Source organism: Variovorax sp. GW821-FHT09B05, from assembly GCF_059418265.1.
This window is the reverse complement of the sequence record NZ_JBWKPN010000003.1, coordinates 650,909-668,467: the sequence shown is the minus strand read 5'-3', so window position 1 is coordinate 668,467 and position 17,559 is coordinate 650,909. Positions and strand designations below refer to the sequence as shown.

General features: G+C 69.0%; 18 protein-coding genes. 12 read left to right on the top strand and 6 right to left on the bottom strand.

Features of this window, described 5'->3' with window-relative positions; genetic code table 11:
• The first annotated feature begins 23 nt into the window (after positions 1 to 23).
• Complete coding sequence (locus AC07RM_RS11520; RefSeq protein ID WP_495334513.1) at positions 24 to 1,163, top strand: septal ring lytic transglycosylase RlpA family protein; 1,140 nt, start codon at positions 24 to 26, stop codon at positions 1,161 to 1,163.
• Positions 1,164 to 1,182: 19 nt separating this feature from the next.
• On the opposite strand, the gene AC07RM_RS11515 is transcribed toward AC07RM_RS11520, so the two are convergent.
• The 3 genes from AC07RM_RS11515 to AC07RM_RS11505 form a co-directional block, all read right to left on the bottom strand.
• On the bottom strand, positions 1,183 to 1,644 hold the full coding sequence (locus tag AC07RM_RS11515; RefSeq protein WP_495334512.1) for a carboxymuconolactone decarboxylase family protein: 462 nt from the start codon (positions 1,642 to 1,644) through the stop codon (positions 1,183 to 1,185).
• Between the two features lie 90 nt (positions 1,645 to 1,734).
• Positions 1,735 to 2,628: an RNA polymerase sigma-70 factor gene (locus tag AC07RM_RS11510; RefSeq protein WP_495334511.1), complete on the bottom strand. Its 894-nt coding sequence runs from the start codon at positions 2,626 to 2,628 to the stop codon at positions 1,735 to 1,737.
• A gap of 93 nt (positions 2,629 to 2,721) precedes the next feature.
• The gene (locus AC07RM_RS11505; protein ID WP_057597796.1) at positions 2,722 to 3,579 is read right to left on the bottom strand and encodes a ferritin family protein; all 858 of its coding nucleotides are present in this window, start codon (positions 3,577 to 3,579) and stop codon (positions 2,722 to 2,724) included.
• 129 nt (positions 3,580 to 3,708) lie between these two features.
• Between AC07RM_RS11505 and AC07RM_RS11500 the strand changes: the two genes are divergently transcribed.
• From AC07RM_RS11500 to AC07RM_RS11485, 4 genes are all read left to right on the top strand, one after another.
• Positions 3,709 to 4,341, top strand: a complete 633-nt coding sequence (locus tag AC07RM_RS11500; RefSeq protein ID WP_495321415.1) for a glutathione peroxidase — start codon at positions 3,709 to 3,711, stop codon at positions 4,339 to 4,341.
• A gap of 326 nt (positions 4,342 to 4,667) precedes the next feature.
• Entirely contained in the window at positions 4,668 to 5,984 is a 1,317-nt protein-coding gene (locus AC07RM_RS11495) for an NAD(P)/FAD-dependent oxidoreductase (protein ID WP_495334510.1), read from the top strand.
• Positions 5,981 to 6,784 carry a DUF1365 domain-containing protein gene (locus tag AC07RM_RS11490; RefSeq protein ID WP_495334509.1) on the top strand — a complete coding sequence of 268 codons (804 nt, stop codon included), beginning with the start codon at positions 5,981 to 5,983 and terminating at the stop codon, positions 6,782 to 6,784. Before AC07RM_RS11495 ends, AC07RM_RS11490 begins: the two co-directional genes overlap by 4 nt.
• Positions 6,781 to 8,025: a class I SAM-dependent methyltransferase gene (locus AC07RM_RS11485; protein ID WP_495334508.1), complete on the top strand. Its 1,245-nt coding sequence runs from the start codon at positions 6,781 to 6,783 to the stop codon at positions 8,023 to 8,025. The genes AC07RM_RS11490 and AC07RM_RS11485 overlap by 4 nt, the downstream gene beginning before the upstream one ends.
• 65 nt (positions 8,026 to 8,090) lie before the next feature.
• Here the strand turns inward: AC07RM_RS11485 and AC07RM_RS11480 are convergent, their stop codons facing one another.
• Positions 8,091 to 8,702 (bottom strand): glutathione S-transferase N-terminal domain-containing protein, encoded by a 612-nt coding sequence (locus tag AC07RM_RS11480; RefSeq protein ID WP_093351431.1) that lies wholly within the window; start codon positions 8,700 to 8,702, stop codon positions 8,091 to 8,093.
• A 116-nt stretch (positions 8,703 to 8,818) separates the two neighbouring features.
• Here AC07RM_RS11480 and purB point away from each other — a divergent pair, with 116 nt between their 5' ends.
• From purB to AC07RM_RS11460, 4 genes are all read left to right on the top strand, one after another.
• Positions 8,819 to 10,198, top strand: coding sequence for an adenylosuccinate lyase (purB, locus tag AC07RM_RS11475; protein ID WP_495334507.1), 1,380 nt, complete (start codon positions 8,819 to 8,821; stop codon positions 10,196 to 10,198).
• A 209-nt stretch (positions 10,199 to 10,407) separates the two neighbouring features.
• The gene (locus AC07RM_RS11470) at positions 10,408 to 11,541 is read left to right on the top strand and encodes a PepSY-associated TM helix domain-containing protein (protein ID WP_495334506.1); all 1,134 of its coding nucleotides are present in this window, start codon (positions 10,408 to 10,410) and stop codon (positions 11,539 to 11,541) included.
• Positions 11,542 to 11,679: 138 nt separating this feature from the next.
• The gene (locus AC07RM_RS11465) at positions 11,680 to 13,815 is read left to right on the top strand and encodes a TonB-dependent receptor family protein (protein WP_495334545.1); all 2,136 of its coding nucleotides are present in this window, start codon (positions 11,680 to 11,682) and stop codon (positions 13,813 to 13,815) included.
• A 64-nt stretch (positions 13,816 to 13,879) separates the two neighbouring features.
• Positions 13,880 to 14,440 carry a YaeQ family protein gene (locus AC07RM_RS11460; protein ID WP_296774906.1) on the top strand — a complete coding sequence of 187 codons (561 nt, stop codon included), beginning with the start codon at positions 13,880 to 13,882 and terminating at the stop codon, positions 14,438 to 14,440.
• A 9-nt stretch (positions 14,441 to 14,449) separates the two neighbouring features.
• Here AC07RM_RS11460 and AC07RM_RS11455 read toward each other — a convergent pair whose 3' ends face one another.
• Both AC07RM_RS11455 and AC07RM_RS11450 read right to left on the bottom strand, forming a co-directional pair.
• Entirely contained in the window at positions 14,450 to 14,752 is a 303-nt protein-coding gene (locus tag AC07RM_RS11455) for a DUF2007 domain-containing protein (protein WP_203203371.1), read from the bottom strand.
• 12 nt (positions 14,753 to 14,764) lie between these two features.
• Positions 14,765 to 15,238, bottom strand: coding sequence for a DUF3717 domain-containing protein (locus tag AC07RM_RS11450; protein ID WP_296774898.1), 474 nt, complete (start codon positions 15,236 to 15,238; stop codon positions 14,765 to 14,767).
• A 495-nt stretch (positions 15,239 to 15,733) separates the two neighbouring features.
• On the opposite strand from AC07RM_RS11450, the gene AC07RM_RS11445 reads away from it, so the two are divergent.
• The 3 genes from AC07RM_RS11445 (at position 15,734) to AC07RM_RS11435 (ending at position 17,546) form a co-directional block, all read left to right on the top strand.
• Positions 15,734 to 16,480 carry a TerC family protein gene (locus tag AC07RM_RS11445; protein WP_093351445.1) on the top strand — a complete coding sequence of 249 codons (747 nt, stop codon included), beginning with the start codon at positions 15,734 to 15,736 and terminating at the stop codon, positions 16,478 to 16,480.
• Between the two features lie 78 nt (positions 16,481 to 16,558).
• The gene (locus AC07RM_RS11440) at positions 16,559 to 17,023 is read left to right on the top strand and encodes a hypothetical protein (RefSeq protein WP_093351448.1); all 465 of its coding nucleotides are present in this window, start codon (positions 16,559 to 16,561) and stop codon (positions 17,021 to 17,023) included.
• A gap of 169 nt (positions 17,024 to 17,192) precedes the next feature.
• Positions 17,193 to 17,546 (top strand): phage holin family protein, encoded by a 354-nt coding sequence (locus AC07RM_RS11435; RefSeq protein ID WP_093351452.1) that lies wholly within the window; start codon positions 17,193 to 17,195, stop codon positions 17,544 to 17,546.
• Positions 17,547 to 17,559 lie beyond the last annotated feature (13 nt).

The following is a 17,559-nucleotide window of genomic DNA, read 5'->3' as shown; positions in this document are numbered from 1 at the left end:
GCGCGGCCTGCGCCGCCTGTGCGGTGGCTGTCGCCGTCCTGCTCGCGGGTTGCGCGAGCGGGCCACGCGGCGGCGGCGCTGGCCGCGACGGGCCGGGCGCCAGTCCGCCCTCCAACCTCGAGCGCGTGCCCGACGCCGAGCCCCGCATCGAGCCGATCCGCGGCAGCGGCGGCACCAGCAAGCCCTACACCGTGCTCGGCCGCGGCTACACGCCGATCACCGACGACCGGCCGTTCCGCGAGTCGGGCCTGGCCTCCTGGTACGGACGCAAGTTCCACGCGGGCTCGACGGCCAGCGGCGAGCCCTACGACATGTACGCGATGACGGCGGCCCACAAGACGCTGCCGCTGCCGAGCTACGTGCGCGTGCGCAACCCGGCCAACGGCCGCGAGGCGATCGTGCGCGTGAACGACCGCGGGCCCTTCGTCGACGGCCGCGTCATCGACCTGAGCTACACGGCCGCGCTCAAGCTCGACCTGCTGCGCGGCGTGGCGCCGGTGGAGATCGAGCGCATCACGAACGAGGACATCCGCACCGGCGCCTGGCGGCGCGGGTCGGACACGATGCTGGCGGCGGCGCCTGTCTACACGGCACCCGCGCCCGCACCCGCGGCACCGGTCTACGTGCCGCCGCCGCCGATGCCGACCCGCGCGGCCGCCGCGCCGGTGGCCGTGCCCTCGGCCTGGGGCTCGACGGTGGGAACGAACGCACCCGAGGCTTCGACGATGCCGGTGGCGCCGTCCACCATGGCTGGGCCCGCACCCGGCGCCGACGACGAGGTCGAGCCGCCGCCGGGACCGCGCCCGCCCATGGTGGTGAATGCCCTGCCGCCGCTGGCACCGGCCGCGGCCGCGCCGCCGAGCGGGCCCTCGCCCGCGGCGGTGGCTGCCGCCGCCGCGGCCTCGCTGGCCGGGCCCGACACGCCGTCGGCCGGCTTCTGGGTCCAGCTCGGCGCCTTCCGCGAACGCGGCGGCGCCGAAACCCTGCGCGCCCAGGCCGCGCGCGGCCTGCCTGCGCTCGCGCCGCAACTGCGCGTGTTCAGCGAGGCCGGCACGCACCGGCTGCAGGCCGGGCCCTTCGCCTCGCGCGGCGAAGCCGGCGAGGCGGTGTCGCAGGTGCGCGAGAGCCTGCGCATCTCGCCGATGGTGGTCGAGCGGCGCTAGGAGCGTCCGGCCGCTGCGCTCATTCGAGCGGCTTGACCGGCGCGGGCACGTGCATCGCGACGTTCATGCGGTTCCACGAATTGATCTGCGCCACCGCGACCGTGATCTCGGCGATCTCGAGGTCGCTGAAGGCGGCCTTCAGCGCCTCGTATTCGGCATCGCGCGCATCGTGGCGGTCGGCCATGCGCGTGAGCGACTCGGCCCAGGCCAGCGCGGCGCGCTCGCGCGCGTCGTAGAAGCTCATCTCGCGCCAGGTCGCGAGGCTGTTGATGCGCTGCCAGCCTTCGCCCTCCTTGCGCAGGTCGCGCACGTGCATGTCGAGGCAGTAGGCGCAGCCGTTGATCTGCGAGACGCGGGCGAACACGAGGTCGACCAGCTTCTTCTCGAGCGTGGTGTCGGCGATGGCGGTGTTGACCGACAGCAGGGCCTCGAAGGCCTTGGGCACGGTCTTGAACCAGTTGAGGCGGGGAGTGGTGTTCATGGCGATGTTCTCCAGTGGTTGACGATGAAATCGAGATACACACTGAAGACGCGCCGGCCCGCCGGCCTGTGACACGAAGTCGGAAAAAAATCAGCGCGCGAAGGCCGCGGCGATGCGCGCGAGCTTGTCGGGGTTGCGCTGCGCGCGCACGCGCGAGATGCGGTCGCCGACGAACTCGAAGGTCTGGGCCGATTCGAGCACGCCGCCGATGAAGCGCAGCAGGCCCGGCTCGCCGTTGAGGTCGACCAGCTCGGTGCGCACGCTGCGTTCCGGCTCGCCACCCGCGTGGCGCCGCTGCACGGCGAAGTAGAGCTGGGCGATGCGGCGCGCGCCGACCAGCCCGTGCGTGAAGGTCTGGACCTTGCCGCCGCCGTCGCCGACCAGCTCGGCCTCCTCGGTGAAGAAGGCCTCGAGCTCGCGCACGCTGCCCTTGGCCGAGGCCTCGGCGAAGCTGCGCAGCAGCCGCATCTGGGTCTCGCGCGAGACGCGGTAGCGCGGCCGCCCTTCCTGCACCTGGGTCTTGGCGCGGTGCACCAGCTGGCGGCAGGCGGCCTCGCTCTTGCCGAGCATGCGCGCGATCTCGTCGTAGTCGGTGTCGAACACCTCGCGCAGCAGGAAGGCCGCGCGGGCCTCGGGCGCCAGCCGTTCGAGCACGGTCAGGAAGGCCACCGAGACGTCGTCGGCGCGCGCCAGCACTTCCTCGGGCGTGGCCGGCGACTCGGTCAGCATCGGCTCGGGCATCCAGTGGCCGCTGTAGTGCTCGCGCTGCACCTTGGCCGCGCGCAGCCGGTCGATCGACAGCCGGGTCACGACCGTGACCAGCCAGGCCTCGGTGCTGTCGAGCGCCTCGGTGGCGGTTTCGTGCCAGCGCAGCCAGGCGTCCTGCACGACCTCCTCGGCCTCGGCCACGGAACCGAGCATGCGGTAGGCGATGCCCTGCAGGCGCGGGCGGTGGCGGTCGAAGGCGAGGGTGGCGGCGTCCATGAAGGCAAGACGGCTGGCGTTGCCGGTTTGTGACGCGGGGCCTCAAAAAAAATCGCCCCGGCGTGCGGGGCGATTTTCTGCTTTCTTTCTTGCTCAGGCGCCCTGGTATTCGGGCTTGGGGCCGAGGCTGGCCGCCAGTTCCTTGCGGTAGCGGTTCAGTTCCTGGACCGTCTTGAAGCTGCGGTTCATCAACAGGCTCAGGTTGTGCAGGATGCGCTCACCGACCTTGGTTTCCCAGACCGCGTCGAACTTGATCTGCTTGTCGAGCCAGTGCTCGAGCCAGTCCGGATCGGGCATGCGGCTCTGGATCGTGTCGTTCGGGAACAGCGCCTTGTTCACGTGCAGGTTGGTCGGGTGCAGCGCCTGGGCGGTGCGCCGGGCGCTCGCCATCAGCACGCCGACCTTGGTGAAGGCCGAACGGGCCTCGTCGCCGAACTTCTCGAGCGCGCGCTTCATGTAGCGCAGGTAGGCGCCACCGTGGCGGGCCTCGTCCTGGCTCAGCGTGGTGTAGATGTGCTTGATGACCGGCTCGGTGTGCCACTGGGCGGCACGGCGGTACCAGTGGTTGAGGCGGATCTCGCCGCAGAAATGCAGCATCAGGGTCTCGAGCGGGGGCGCCGGGTCGAAGTCGAAGCGCACCTCGTGCAGCTCGGCCTCGGTGGGGGCGTGCTGGGGGCTGAAGCGCTTCAGGTACTCCATGAGCACCAGCGAGTGCTTCTGCTCCTCGAAGAACCAGATCGACATGAAAGCGGAAAAATCGCTATCGTGGCGGTTGTCGCGCAGGAACATCTCGGTGGCCGGCAGCGCCGCCCACTCCGTGATGGCGTTCATCTTGATGGTTTGCGCCTGCTCTTCGGACAGCAGCGAAGCGTCGAACGACTGCCACGGGATGTCCTTGTCCATGTCCCAGCGGACGGATTCGAGCTGTCTGAAGAGTTCCGGATAGAGCATCTATATCTTTCTAAGGCCGCCGATTTTAAACGGCACGTTTGGCGCATCCATGACAGGCGCGCGATGATGCGAATACGTGCGCCGTCGCGGCACGGATGCGCCCCCCTTTTTGTGAACCAGGAGCCCGCCATGCGAACCCCCACCCCATTGTCGGTCCCGATGCTCCGTACGTCGGCAATGGCCCTGATGGCCGGCCTGTTGACCGCAACAGCACCGGCCTTCGCCCAGCAACCCGCGGCGCCCGCACCGGCTGCCGCGCCCCAGGCGGCGGCAGGCTGTCCCGCCATACTGCAGCACACCTTCCCACGGCTGCAGGACGAAAAACCACAGTCCCTGTGCCAGTACTCGGGCAAGGTGGTGCTGGTGGTCAACACCGCCAGCTTCTGCGGCTTCACGCCGCAGTACAAGGGACTGGAGGCGCTCGACAGCAAGTACCGCGCGCGCGGCTTGGTGGTGCTGGGCTTCCCGTCGAACGATTTCGCTCAGGAATCGGCCTCGAACAAGGAGATCGCCGACTTCTGCGAAAGCACCTTCGGCGTGAAATTCCCGATGTTCGGCAAATCCTCGGTGCGCGGCTCGGACGCCAACCCGCTGTTCAAGCAGCTGGCCCAGGCCTCGGGCACGACGCCGAAATGGAACTTCTACAAGTACCTGATCGGCCGCGACGGCAAGGTGGTGCAGGCCTGGTCGAGCATGACCGCGCCCGACGAGAACGCCTTCATCTCGATCATCGAGAAGCAATTGGCCGCCAATCCGGGCTGATGCCGGCAGGTTCGCACCGGCGATCGAATTCAAAACTGATCAGTTCACACGAAGACGTATCGGTAATATTATTTACCGATGCGTCAATCAGATTGTGAACGGATCGTCACAAATGCTTACCACTGCGGTGGGAACCGTGCGGCAAAGTCCTCGCTCATAACTCGCGTGGGCAGTGAATGCCCCACGGTTTTCATGTTGCGAGGTCTTCCGGGCGCTTGCCGTCTGGTCGAAATCCCGAGGCGATTCTTCTCCTCCTCCCTCCCTCCCTCCTTCGCGTCGGGGCGCCTCGCAGCATTTTTGTCTTCCAGCCAATCCGGGGCGGTGCCATGAGGCCGCCGACCCGGGTCGCCATCGTCGGCGCCGGCATCTCGGGACTGGCCGCGGCCCACGCGCTGCGCGATTCGGCCCGCATCACCCTCTTCGAAGCCAGTGACTACTTCGGTGGCCACGCCCACACGGCCACGGTCACGCTGCCGACATCGCCCGGTTTGGGCGAACGCGTCGCGCATGGTGTCGACACGGGTTTCCTGGTCTACAACGACCGCACCTACCCCGAACTGATCCGCCTGTTCGCCGACCTGGGCGTGGCGACCGCCGACTCGGACATGTCGTTCTCGGTCCAGGCGACGCGGCCCGGCGGCGGGCGCCTGGAATGGAGCGGCAGCAGCCTCGCGACCGTGTTCGCGCAGCGCCGCAACCTCGTCGATCCGCGCTTCCTGGGCATGCTGGCCGACCTGATGCGCTTCAACCGGCTGACGACGCGCATCGCGCTCGCCGGCACCGAGGGCGAGCTCTCCCAGCCGCTGGGCGACTTCCTCGATACGCACCGCTTCGGTCCGGCCTTCCGCGACTGGTATTTCCTGCCGATGATGGCCTGCATCTGGAGCTGCCCGACCGCGCAGATGCTGGCGTTCCCGGTCGCGACCATGATCCGCTTCTGCCACAACCACGGCCTGATCCAGATCGCCAACCGGCCGCAGTGGCGCACCGTGCGCGGCGGCTCGCAACGCTATGTCGAGAAGATCGTCGCGGGCCTGTCCGATGCACGGCTGAACACACCGGTGCGGCGTATCGAGCGCGACGCCGACGGCGTGCGGATCGCCACCGATGCCGGCACCGAGGCCTTCGACCACCTGGTGCTCGCCACCCATTCCGACCAAGCCCTGGCGCTGCTGGCCGAGCCCAGCCCGGCCGAGGCCGCGGTGCTCGGCGCGATCCGCTACCAGCCGAACCACGCGGTGCTGCACACCGACGCCTCGGTGCTGCCCGAGCGGCCCTCCGCCTGGGCGGCCTGGAACTACCAGCGCGCGGACGGCGCGCGGGAATCGGGCGGCGTCTGCCTGCACTACCTGCTCAACAAGCTGCAGCCGCTGCCCTGGTCGCAACCGGTGATCGTTTCGCTGAATCCGGTTCGCGAGATCGCGCGTAGTGAGGTCATGGCCGAATACGACTACGCCCACCCGGTGCTCGATCTAGCAGCGATCGATGCCCAGTCGCGGGTGCCCGCGCTGCAGGGACAGCGCCGCACCTGGTTCGCGGGCGCCTGGATGGGCTACGGCTTCCACGAGGACGGCCTGAAGGCCGGCCTGGCCGCGGCCCGCGGCCTGCAGGCGCAGCTGGCGACCGGGAAAGCCGCCCCATGACCACGGCGGGGCCGTTGCCGCTGATCGGCTTCGGCGAGGTCCGGCATGCGCGGCTGCGCCCGGCCCGCAACGCCTTCGCCTACCCCACCTTCTTTCTCATGCTGCCGATGCGCGCCCTGCGCCGCGACGGCAGCCCGGCGCTCGCGTTCAACCGCCGCGGCGCACTGTCCTTCCACGACGTCGACCATGGCGACGGCCGCGCGCCCGATGCGGGCGGCGCGCTGGCCTGGCTCGACGAACTGCTGGCCGCCCACGGCATCGACGACGCCGACGGCGAGGCCTGGCTGCACTGCTACCCGCGGGTGTTCGGCTACACCTTCAAGCCGGTCAGCTTCTGGTACTGCCACGACCGCGCGGGCGCGCTGCGAGCGATCGTGGTCGAGGTCAACAACACCTTCGGCGAGCGCCACTGCTACCTGCTCGACCGGCCGGCCTTCGGCCCCGAGCTGCGCGCGACCAAGGCCTTCCACGTCTCGCCGTTCTGCCGCATCGACGGCAGTTACCGCTTCCGCTTCTTCACCGACGACGAACGCACGCGCACGCTGGTGCGCATCGACCACGACGACGCCGACGGCCCGCTGCTGCAGACCAGCGTCGGCGGCGAACTCCAGGCGCTCGACGCGGCCAGCCTGCGGCGCGCGCTCTGGCGCTACCCCGCCATGACGCTGGGCCTGATCGCCCGCATCCACTGGCAGGCCGCGCGGCTGTGGCTCAAGCGCGTGCCCTTCGTCCACAAGCCGGCCCCGCCGCTTCATTCCGTGTCGCGCGGCGAGCCGCGCCAGCCGCAGGCGAATCCATGACCCCGACGACGACCACTGCCGACTCGCCCGCCTCGGGCTTCCACCTGCCGCAGGACGCGCCGCGCGCGGCCCGCAGCGTGCTGCGCCTCTTGCAACGCCTGGCGCACGGCTCGCTGACCGTGCGGCTGCCCGACGATTCGGTGCGCCACTTCGGCGCCGCGCCGGGCGAGGGCCCGACCGCCTCGCTCACGCTGCGCAACTGGACGGTCTGCAGCGCCGCGCTGAAGTCGGGCGACATCGGTTTCGCCGAGAGCTACATCGCGGGCGACTGGACCACGCCGAACCTGGTCGAGCTGCTGCGCGTGTTCGTGGCGAACCGGCGCGCGATCGAGAACGTGTTCTACGGCAGCTGGACCGGCCGCCTGCTCTACCGCCTGCGCCACCTGCTGCTGAACCGCAACAGCAGGACCGGCAGCGCACGCAACATCCAGGCGCACTACGACCTGGGCAATGCCTTCTACGAACTCTGGCTCGACGAGACGATGAACTACTCGTCGGCCTGGTTCGAGGGCGACCTGACGCGGCCGATGCCCGAGGCGCAGCACGCCAAGGTGCGGCGCGCGCTCGCCATGGCGGGCGTGCGGCCCGGCGACCGGGTGCTCGAGATCGGCTGCGGCTGGGGCGCGCTGGCCGAGAAGGCCGCGACCGAATTCGGCGCCGCCGTCACCGGCGTGACGCTCTCGCACGAGCAGCTCGCCCACGCGCGCCAGCGCACCGAGGGCCTGCCGGTCGACCTGCGGCTGCAGGACTACCGCGACATCGGCCGGACCACCGGCGACGCGCCCTTCGATGCGATCTGCTCGATCGAGATGGTGGAGGCCGTGGGCCGCGAATACTGGCCGACCTACTTCGCGAGCGTGAGCCGGTTGCTCAAGCCGGGCGGGCGCGCCTGCATCCAGAGCATCGTGATCGACGACGGGCTGTTCGAGCGCTACGTGGACGCCACCGACTTCATCCAGCAGTACATCTTCCCGGGCGGCTGCCTGCCCTGCCCGCGCGAGTTCCGGCGCGCCACCGAGGCCGCGGGCCTCGAGATGGTCGACGAATTCGCCTTCGGCGCCGACTACGCCGAGACGCTGCGGCGCTGGCGCGAGCGCTTCCTGGCGCAGCGCGCCCAGGTGCTGCAGCTCGGTTTCGACGAGCGCTTCATGCGGATCTGGGAGTTCTACCTGGCCTACTGCGAGGCCGCCTTCGCCGAGCGCAGCATCGACGTGGTGCAGTACACGCTGCGCAAGCCCTGAGGCCGGGCCGACGGCAAAAAAGCGCCGGAAGGCGCTTTTTTCATGGGCGGAAGCCGTTCAGCGGCTCAGGGCTGGGTGTCGATGAAGCTCGGGCGCTGCATCAGCTTGTCGTAGAGCTTCGCGAGGTTCGCGTGCTCGGCGCGCCATTCGATCTCGGGAAAGCGCAGGTTCAGCCAGCCCAGGGTACAGCCCACCGCGATGTCCGACAGGCTCAGGTGGATGCCGCTGCAGAAGGGCTTGTCGCCCAGGCCCTTGGCCATGGCGGCCACGCCGGCCTCGACCTTGGCGCGCTGGCGGTCGATCCAGGCCTCGCTGCGCTCGCCGTCGGCGCGGCCGGACCAGGTGCGCTCCAGGCGCCACAGCACGCCGGCGTCCATCACGCCGTCGGCCAGCGCCTCCCAGGTCTTGACCTCGGCGCGCTCGCGGCTCTGCTGGGGAATCAGCTTGCCGACCGGCGACAGGGTGTCGATGTATTCGACGATCACGCGCGAGTCGAACATCGCCTCGCCGCCTTCCATGATCAGGCACGGCACCTTGCCCAGGGGGTTCGAATTGGCGATGGTCGTGTCGGGCGACCAGACGTCCTCGATCACGAACTGGTAGTCGAGCCGCTTCTCGGCCAGCACCACGCGCACCTTGCGCACATAGGGACTGGCGGCGGATCCGATCAGTTTCATGAAGGCTCTCTCCCTCGACATTGATAACGTTTGTTCATAATCATTTTAGGGGAACGCCAAAGCCCGGCTTTCGGTGTACCGGGTTCGTCCCCGGGCGGCCCGCCTAAAATTCGGGCATGAGCTTCTCCACCGTCTCCGCCCTTTCCCCCCTGGACGGCCGTTACGCGGCCAAACTCGCGGCCCTGCGCCCCCTGATGAGCGAGCAGGGCTACATGCACCGGCGCGTGCAGGTCGAAGTGGCGTGGTTCATCGCGCTGTCGGACTGCGGCTTCGCCGAATTCAAGCCGCTGACCGGCGGCGCCCGCAAGTACCTGATGGGCCTGGTCTCGCACTTCTCCGAGGCCGACGCGCTGGCCATCAAGGAGATCGAGAAGACCACCAACCACGACGTGAAGGCGGTCGAATACTGGATCAAGTCCAAGTTCGAGGCCCGCCCCGAGCTGCTGGCCGCGGCCGAGTTCGTGCACTTCGCCTGCACCAGCGAGGACATCAACAACACCAGCCACGCGCTGCAGATCCAGGCCTCGCGCGACACCGTGCTGCTGCCCGCGATCGACGGCCTGATCACCAAGCTGCGCGAGATGGCGCACCAGTTCGCCGACGTGTCGATGCTCTCGCGCACCCACGGCCAGACCGCCAGCCCGACCACGGTCGGCAAGGAGATCGCCAACGTGGCGGTGCGGCTGTCGAAGGCGCGCGCGCAGATCGCCTCGGTGCAGCTGCTGGGCAAGATGAACGGCGCGGTCGGCAACTACAACGCCCACCTGGCGGCCTGGCCCGACTTCGACTGGGAAGCCTTCAGCCGCAAGGTCGTCGAGACCCCGGCGCCGCTGGGCCTGGGCCTGAGCTTCCAGCCCTACAGCATCCAGATCGAGCCCCACGACTACATGGCCGAGCTGTTCGATGCCGTGGCGCGCGCCAACACCATCCTGGTCGACTTCTCGCGCGACGTCTGGGGCTACGTGAGCCTGGGCTACTTCAAGCAGCGGCTCAAGAAGGGCGAGATCGGCTCCTCGACCATGCCGCACAAGGTCAACCCGATCGACTTCGAGAACGCCGAGGGCAACCTGGGCCTGGCCAATGCGCTGCTGCGCCACCTGAGCGAGAAGCTGCCGATCAGCCGCTGGCAGCGCGACCTGACCGACAGCACGGTGCTGCGCAACATCGGCGTGGCCTTCGGCTACGCGACCCTGGCCTATGCGAGCCTGGCCACCGGCCTGGGCAAGCTCGAGCTCAACCGCGACGCGCTCGCGGCCGACCTCGATGCCTCGTGGGAAGTGCTGGCCGAGCCGATCCAGACCGTGATGCGCCGCTTCGGCGTGCAGGGCGCCTACGAGCAGCTCAAGGAAGTGACGCGCGGCCAGACCGTGACGGCCGAGGCGCTGCATGGCCTGATCCGTTCGCTCGCGATTCCCGAAGAGGAAAAAGCCCGCCTGCTGGCCATGACACCGGCCAGCTACGTGGGCAAGGCGGCCGAACTCGCCGGTAGAATCTGACGCCCTGTGCATCGATGCACCAACTGCTTTTCTCCTTTTTAAGCGGTTGGTTCGTTCGCTGAGGCCGCCTGAATCCGTCGAGGGCGGCCGATTCGTTTCGATCGCCCTTTCCGGTTTCCTTCCAATTTCCTAGCCAACGCACGCCGCCTGCCAGCCGTGCGCCAGCCAGCAACACTTCCGTGCGGGACGCCTCGGCGTCCCCGTTGTCCATGCTGCGCGCTTCCCTGCGACGTCTCTGGCTCAAGATCCACCGCTGGGTCGGCCTCACGCTCGGCCCGATCCTCGCCGTCACCGCCCTGCTCGGCGCGGCACTGGTCGTGGGCCAGCCGCTCGACCGCCAGGCCCATCCTGAACTCTTCGTCGCGCGCACGGCCGGCGACGCCACCGCGGCGCGGCTGCCGCTGGAACCGCTGCGCCAGCGGCTGCTGGCCGAGTTCGGCCCCGACACCAACCTGACCCTGCGCCCGCCGCGCCAGCCCGGCGACAGCTACTGGGTGCTGGTGCGCGGCAGCTGGGACGGCACGGTCTACCTCGACCCCTTCACCGGCGCCGAACAGGGCCGGCGCGGCACCCAGGAAGGTGCCTACAACCTGATCTACAAGATCCACAACAGCCTGCTGCTCGACAGCACCGGCAAGGGCATCCTGGCCTTCGTCGCGCTGTCCTACCTGGTGCTGCTGGTGACGGGCCTGGTGCTGTGGTGGCCGACGCGCTGGCCGCCCTCGCTGCGCATCGTGCTGAACCGCGGCTTGCTGCGCGGGCTGTTCGACCTGCACCGCACGGGCGGCGCGGTGCTCGGCCTGCTGATCGCGGTGTCGGTCGCCACGGGCGCCTACATGGCCTGGCGGCCGCTGGGCGATTTCATCTCCGCCGCCATGGGGCAGAAGCCGGTCAAGGCGCCGACGATCGCCAAGGGCGCGGCGCACGGCCCGCGCCTGCCGCTGGACGAGATCGTGGCGCGCGCGCAGCAGGTCCATCCGGGCCAGCCGATCGGCTACGTGGCGGTGCCCGGCAAGGCCGACCGGCCCGTGCGCGTTCGCTTCAAGCTGCCCGACGACCCGCATCCCAACGGCATCAGCTCGGCCTGGCTCCACCCGGTCACCGGCGAGGTGCTGGCCGCGCGCAAGTGGCAGGAGCTAGATGCCGGCAACGGCTCGGTGGCGGTGATCTTCCCGCTGCACACCGGCGAGCTCGGCGGCGTGGTCCACGAGATCGTGACCGCGCTGCTGGGCCTGGCGCTCGGTGGCCTGGGCTTCAGCGGCATCTGGCTCTGGTGGCGCCGCCGCCGCACGGCCGCCGAGGCGGCCAGGCGCAGCGCCGCGCTCGCGCGCCCCTCGTCCTGAGCCCCACGCCAGGCGATTCGACGACGGCGCGACGACGCCGGCCTGCCCGAACGACGCGCCCCACGCCCGCCCGTTCCTTTTTCAATTTCAAAAACCCGAGGAGTTCCCGTGTCCCCCTTCCAACGCACCGCCATCGCGATGGCCCTGCTTCCCCTGAGCCTGCCCGGCTTCGCCGCCGAGGGCGACGTGCCCACGGGCGCCGACGGCAAGGCGCTCGAGGCCATCACCGTCACCGGTGACTGGCTCGGCAGCCCGACCGAGAAGAAGGTCGTCGAGCACCCCGGCGCGCGGACCATCGTCGAGCAGCGCCAGATCCGCGAGAGTGGCTCGTCGAGCGTGCGCGACGTGCTGCGCCAGATCCCCGGCGTGCAGGTGCAGGAGAGCAACGGCACCGGCGGCAGCGACATCTCGCTGAACGTCGGCGTGCGCGGCCTGACCTCGCGCCTGTCGCCGCGCTCCACCATCCTGATGGACGGCGTGCCGCTGGCCTACGCGCCCTACGGCCAGCCGCAGCTGTCGCTGGCACCGCTGTCTCTGGGCAACATCGAGACCGTGGACGTGGTGCGCGGTGCCGGCTCGGTGCGCTTCGGACCGCAGAACGTGGGCGGCATCATCAATTTCGTGACGCGCTCGATCCCCGAGAAGTTCGCCGCCGAGGCCAGCATCGGCGTGGAGAGCGCGGGCCATGGCGGCGGCACCAAGTCGACGCCCAGCGTGTTCGTCGGCGGCACCAACGACAAGGGCCTGGGCCTGGCGCTGCTGTACTCGGGCACGCACGGCGAGGGCTTCCGCCAGAGCAACGACAAGACGAACATCGACGACGTGATGCTCAAGGGCAGCTACCGTTTCTCGAAGACCGACGACATCGCGGTGGCGCTGCACCACTTCGAAGGCCAGGGCCGCATGCCCGGCGGCCTGACGACGGCGCAGTACGCGTTGAACCCATTCCAGTCGGACCGTCCCTTCGACGAGTTCACCGGACGGCGCACCGACGGCTCGCTGCGCTACACGCACAACGACGGCATCAACAAGTTCGAGCTGCTGACCTACTACACCGACTCGTTCCGCGGCAGCCACCTCGAGCAGGAAGGCACGGGCAGCAGCGCCAACCAGCGCCGCCTGACGGCCGCGCCGCGCGAGTACCACACCTTCGCGATCGAGCCGCGCTACTCGCGCCTGATCGACTCGGGCAGCGTGGTGCAGGAAGTCAGCGTGGGCTACCGCTACCTCAAGGAGGCCAGCTCCGAAGTGGCCACGCGCAGCAGCTACTACCGCCCGCGCCTGGGCTTCGACGCCAGCACGCTGGCCCAGCCGGCCTACCAGACCAGCGCCGGCGGCACCACCGCCAACGCCTTCTACATCGACGACCGCATCGACTTCGGCAACTGGACCGTGACGCCCGGCGTGCGCTACGAGGCGATCCGCTCGCACAACGACGTGGTGGGCCTGACCAACGGCCGCATCACCAGCGTGATCGCGCCGAAGATCGATTCCAACGAATGGCTGCCGACCGTGTCGGTGATGTACCGCATGAACGAGCGCTGGTCGCTGTTCGCGAACGCCGGCGTGTCCTTCGGGCCGCAGCAGTACGCGCAGCTCGCCCAGTCCACCGATGGCCTGCATCCCGAGAAGGCGAAGACCTATGAGATCGGCACGCACTACAAGGGCGAGGCCTGGAGCTCGGAGCTCACGCTGTTCAACATCAACTTCGACAAGGAGCTGCAGCTCGCGCGCTCGATCACGGGCGACGTCGGCCAGTGGACCGACCTGGGCGCCACGCGCCACCGCGGCCTGGAATCGGCGCTGCGCTACGAGCTCGGCGACCTGAGCCCGGCCCTCAAGGGGCTGTCGGTGTCGGCGACCTACACCTACACGCAGGCGATCCAGAAGGCCGGCGCCTTCGCGGGCCGCGACCTGCCGTTCTACTCGCGCCAGGTGGCCACGCTGGGCGCGCGCTACGAGCGCGGCCCGTGGACCTTCAACGCCGACGTCTACGCGCAGTCGAAGCAGCGCTCGCCGGGCTCGCCCGACACCAATGCGCGCTACGTCACGCTCGAGGACAGCACCGGCCGCCTGGGCAACATCCCCGGCTACGCGGTGATGAACGTGCGCGCGGGCTACGACTTCGGCCCGACGATGCGCAACCTCAAGCTGGCCGTGGGCGTGAAGAACCTGTTCGACCGCCGCTACTTCAACCGCTCGGTGGACAACAACGGCGGCAAGTACGTGGGCCAGCCGCGCACCGTGTACCTGCAGGCCTCGGTCGCCTACTGATCGGGCGGCGAGCAGGTCCCGGGCCGGCGCCGGCCCGGGAGCGCGCGCATACACTCGCGCACCCATGGCGCTCAAATCCACCATCTTCAAGGCCAACCTCGCGGTGGCCGACATCGACCACGGCTACTACGCCGACCACGCGCTCACGCTGGCGCGCCATCCAAGCGAGACCGACGAGCGGATGATGATCCGGCTGGTCGCGCTGGCGCTCAACGCGCACCAGCTGCAGGACATCTGCAACGGCGACGGCACGCTGGCCTTCGGCGCCGGCCTGTCGAACGTGGACGAACCCGATGTCTGGCTGCGCGACTTCACGGGCCAGACCCGGCTGTGGATCGAGGTCGGCCAGCCCGAGGACAAGCCCGTCATCAAGGCCTGCGGCAAGGCCGATGAGGTGATCGTCTACTGCTTCAACCACGCGGCCGAGATCTGGTGGCGCGGCATCGAGAACAAGCTCTCGCGGCCGCAGAACCTGCGCGTCTACCGCGTGCCCACCGCCGCCTCGCAGGCGCTCGCGGCGCTGGCGCAGCGCTCGATGCAGCTGCAGGCGACGATCCAGGAGAACACGCTGACGCTCGGCGACGGCGCGAACAGCGTCGACATCGAGCTGCTGCGCTGGAAGTAGCCCGGAATCTCAGAGCGGCATCATCTCGCCGCACTGCCAGCACTGCTCGAAGCCGCCCTCGATCCGCTCGCCGCAGACGCACTGCCAGCTGCGCTGCGGCCGGTGCTGCAGCGCATGCAGCAGCCGCTGGGCGAGCTCGAACTGGCTTTCGTCGTCGATCCAGATCTCGGGCAGGCACTGGTCGGGCGGCAGCTGGCCGGCCGCCGCGCCCAGGTACTCGCGCTGCACCGTCGCGGCCACGCCGTCCTCGCGCAGCGCATGCACCCACAGCGTCGCGATGGCGAGGTTGGGCGCTTGCGCGAGGCGACGCATCGGGCCGGCCGCTCAGCTCGCGTCTTCGGGCCCGGTGGGCACGGCGGGATCGTCCGGCTCGTCGGGCCACTTCGGCGGCTCGGCCTCGCGCGCGCGCTCGGCATAGCGGTTGAAGCGCCAGGCCGAATCCTCCATGGTGATGCGGCGCCAGGTGACGCGCTTCTCGGCCGGCGTCATCGCGGGCCAGTGCTGCACCTCGTCGAAGCTGCGCCCGCAGCCCTTGCACTGGTCGTCGCCCTGGCTGGTGGAGCAGATCGCGATGCAGGGGGTGTCGGGCGTGCTCTGGTACCAGTCCAGCCAGGCGGCCCAGGCCTTGGCCGGGAAGCCGACCTCGTCGACCTCGTCCTCGTGGTGGTAGACCATGAGCGCATAGACCTCGGCCAGCGCGCGCAGCTCGGGCGCGAGCGTGACGCCATCGGGCGAGGGGCTCTTCTCGCGCCAGTGATTGATGGCGGCCTCGATGTCGGTGATGTGGATGGCGGCCATGAACGCAGAAAGATCGGCAGGGCGGGCGATCATAGTCCGCCAATGTCCCGAGACCCTCGAAGGTTATAGGCGCTACCAAACTTGTAGCAATAGACCTTGCTGCGATGCAGGTTTTGAGCGCCTTCCTTTTGAAGGCTTGAAACTTTCGGTTGCCAGCGCGCGAGCGCCGATGCTCTAATCGCGCCCACGAAGGGGAGTAGCTCCCGGCCGTCGCACCCACGACGGACATCGCCAGGTCGTCAATACGAAGCACAACACTTCCGGCCTGTCGGGCATTGCGCATGTCGGCGAACGACCGTGCGTGTGCCGAGCCAGACCTTCGATTTGAACCTGTGCAGGTTTGGTCGAAGCGTCGTTGGATCCCCCGGTGTCACCCGGTTTCATTTCCTCGCTTCGATCAGCCCGCCCGGGATGAATCGAAACGCATCGCATGTGCCATGCCCGCGGCCACCACGCAACGGTGGAGCGGGACGGTCACAAGACACAGAGGAAACTATGGAACAGTTCATGACCCCGGAATTCTGGGTCGCCGTCGGTCAGATCATCATGATCGACATCCTTCTTGGCGGCGACAACGCCGTCGTGATCGCGCTGGCCTGCCGCAAGCTGCCGCCGGCCCAACGCACGCAGGGCATCCTGTGGGGCACCGCCGGCGCCATCCTGCTGCGCGTGATCCTGATCTTCTTCGCGCTGACCCTGCTGGCCATTCCGTTCCTGAAGCTCGTGGGCGCGATCCTGCTGCTGTGGATCGGCATCAAGCTGCTGGCGCCCGAGCATGACGACGCACACGGCAACATCGCCGGCAGCGACAGGCTCTGGGGTGCCGTCAAGACCGTGATCATTGCCGACCTCGTGATGAGCGTCGACAACGTGATCGCCATCGCGGGTGCCGCCCAAGGCGCCGGCGAAGGCCACCAGATGCCGCTCGTGATCTTCGGCCTGCTCGTGAGCATCCCGATCATCGTCTGGGGCAGCCAGCTCGTGATCAAGCTGATGGACCGCTTCCCGATGATCATCACGCTCGGCGGCATGCTGCTGGGCTGGATCGCCGGCACCATGGCCGTGTCCGACCCCGCGCTGGCCAACGCCGCCGCCTGGACCTGGGTGCCGAAGGTGCCGCAGACCGATGTCGTGAAGTACGCCGCCGGCATCGCCGGTGCCCTGCTCGTGCTGGCCATCGGCAAGTGGGTGGCTTCGCGCCAGGCCCGCGCCAAGGCGTCGACGCCGGCCACCGCGAGCTGAGCCCGTTGCCCGCCCCACGAAAGTCCCCTATCCATTTCGACCCGTCTCTGCCACTCTAACTACCTGAAGGAGCACCCTATGGAAAAGATCATTCTTTACGTCGACGACGTCGTCTACGCCTGCGAACAGTTCGCCGAGCTGGCGCCGGACGCCGACACCGTCGTGGCGCGTCACTGGGTGCTCGTGGCTTGCGCGCCGCGCATGACGCATCGCATCAGCAAGTGGGTGAGCCACAGCGCACGCGAGAACTGGCGTGCGAAGTGGTTCAGCAAGCTGCAGGCGCAGCTGCTGCCGCTGCTGGAGCGAAACGGTGGGCAGGTCACGGCCGTGCTGGCCAAGGGTCCGCTGACCGAGCTCACGCAGCAGCTCAAGCGCGAGCACATGGCCGTCCACGTGGTCGACGCCCGCCGCCCCAAGGTCGGTGTGGACCTCGAGCCGGTCACGCCCGAGCAGAAGCCGGCCGGCCAGCAAGGCTGGGCCTTTCCCGGTGCCGTGATGGGCATGGGCGCGCTGCTGGTGCTGGCGAACGAACTGGCGGAATAAGAGGACCGCGGCGTCAGCGCCGCGCCTTCCCGCTCAGACGACGGCTCCTTCGGGAGCCGTTTTTTTGTGCCCATGCCGATGGGCATCGCGAGGCCGACGCCCCGTCCCACGCGGGTTCGCGGGCATGTCCGTCTCGCCGCCGCCCCGGTGCTGCGGTATCCTGCGCCGCATGCGCATCCTCCTCAAATGGCTGCTCAGCGCGGTGGCGCTGCTTGCGGTGGCCTACCTCTACAGCGGCGTCCAGGTCAGCAGTTTCGGCTCGGCGCTGATCGCGGCCGTGGTCATCGGCCTGCTCAACATGATCGTGCGCCCGGTGCTGGTGGTGCTCACGCTGCCGGTCACCATCGTCACGCTCGGGCTGTTCCTGTTCGTGATCAATGCGCTGATGTTCTGGGCCGCGTCCGGCCTGCTGGCGGGCTTCCACGTCAACGGCTTCCTCGCCGCGCTCGTGGGTTCGCTGCTCTACTCGGTGCTCAGCCTGCTGATCGAGAGCGCGCTCGGCGGGCTGCTGACGCGCCGCTGATCCACCTGATCCA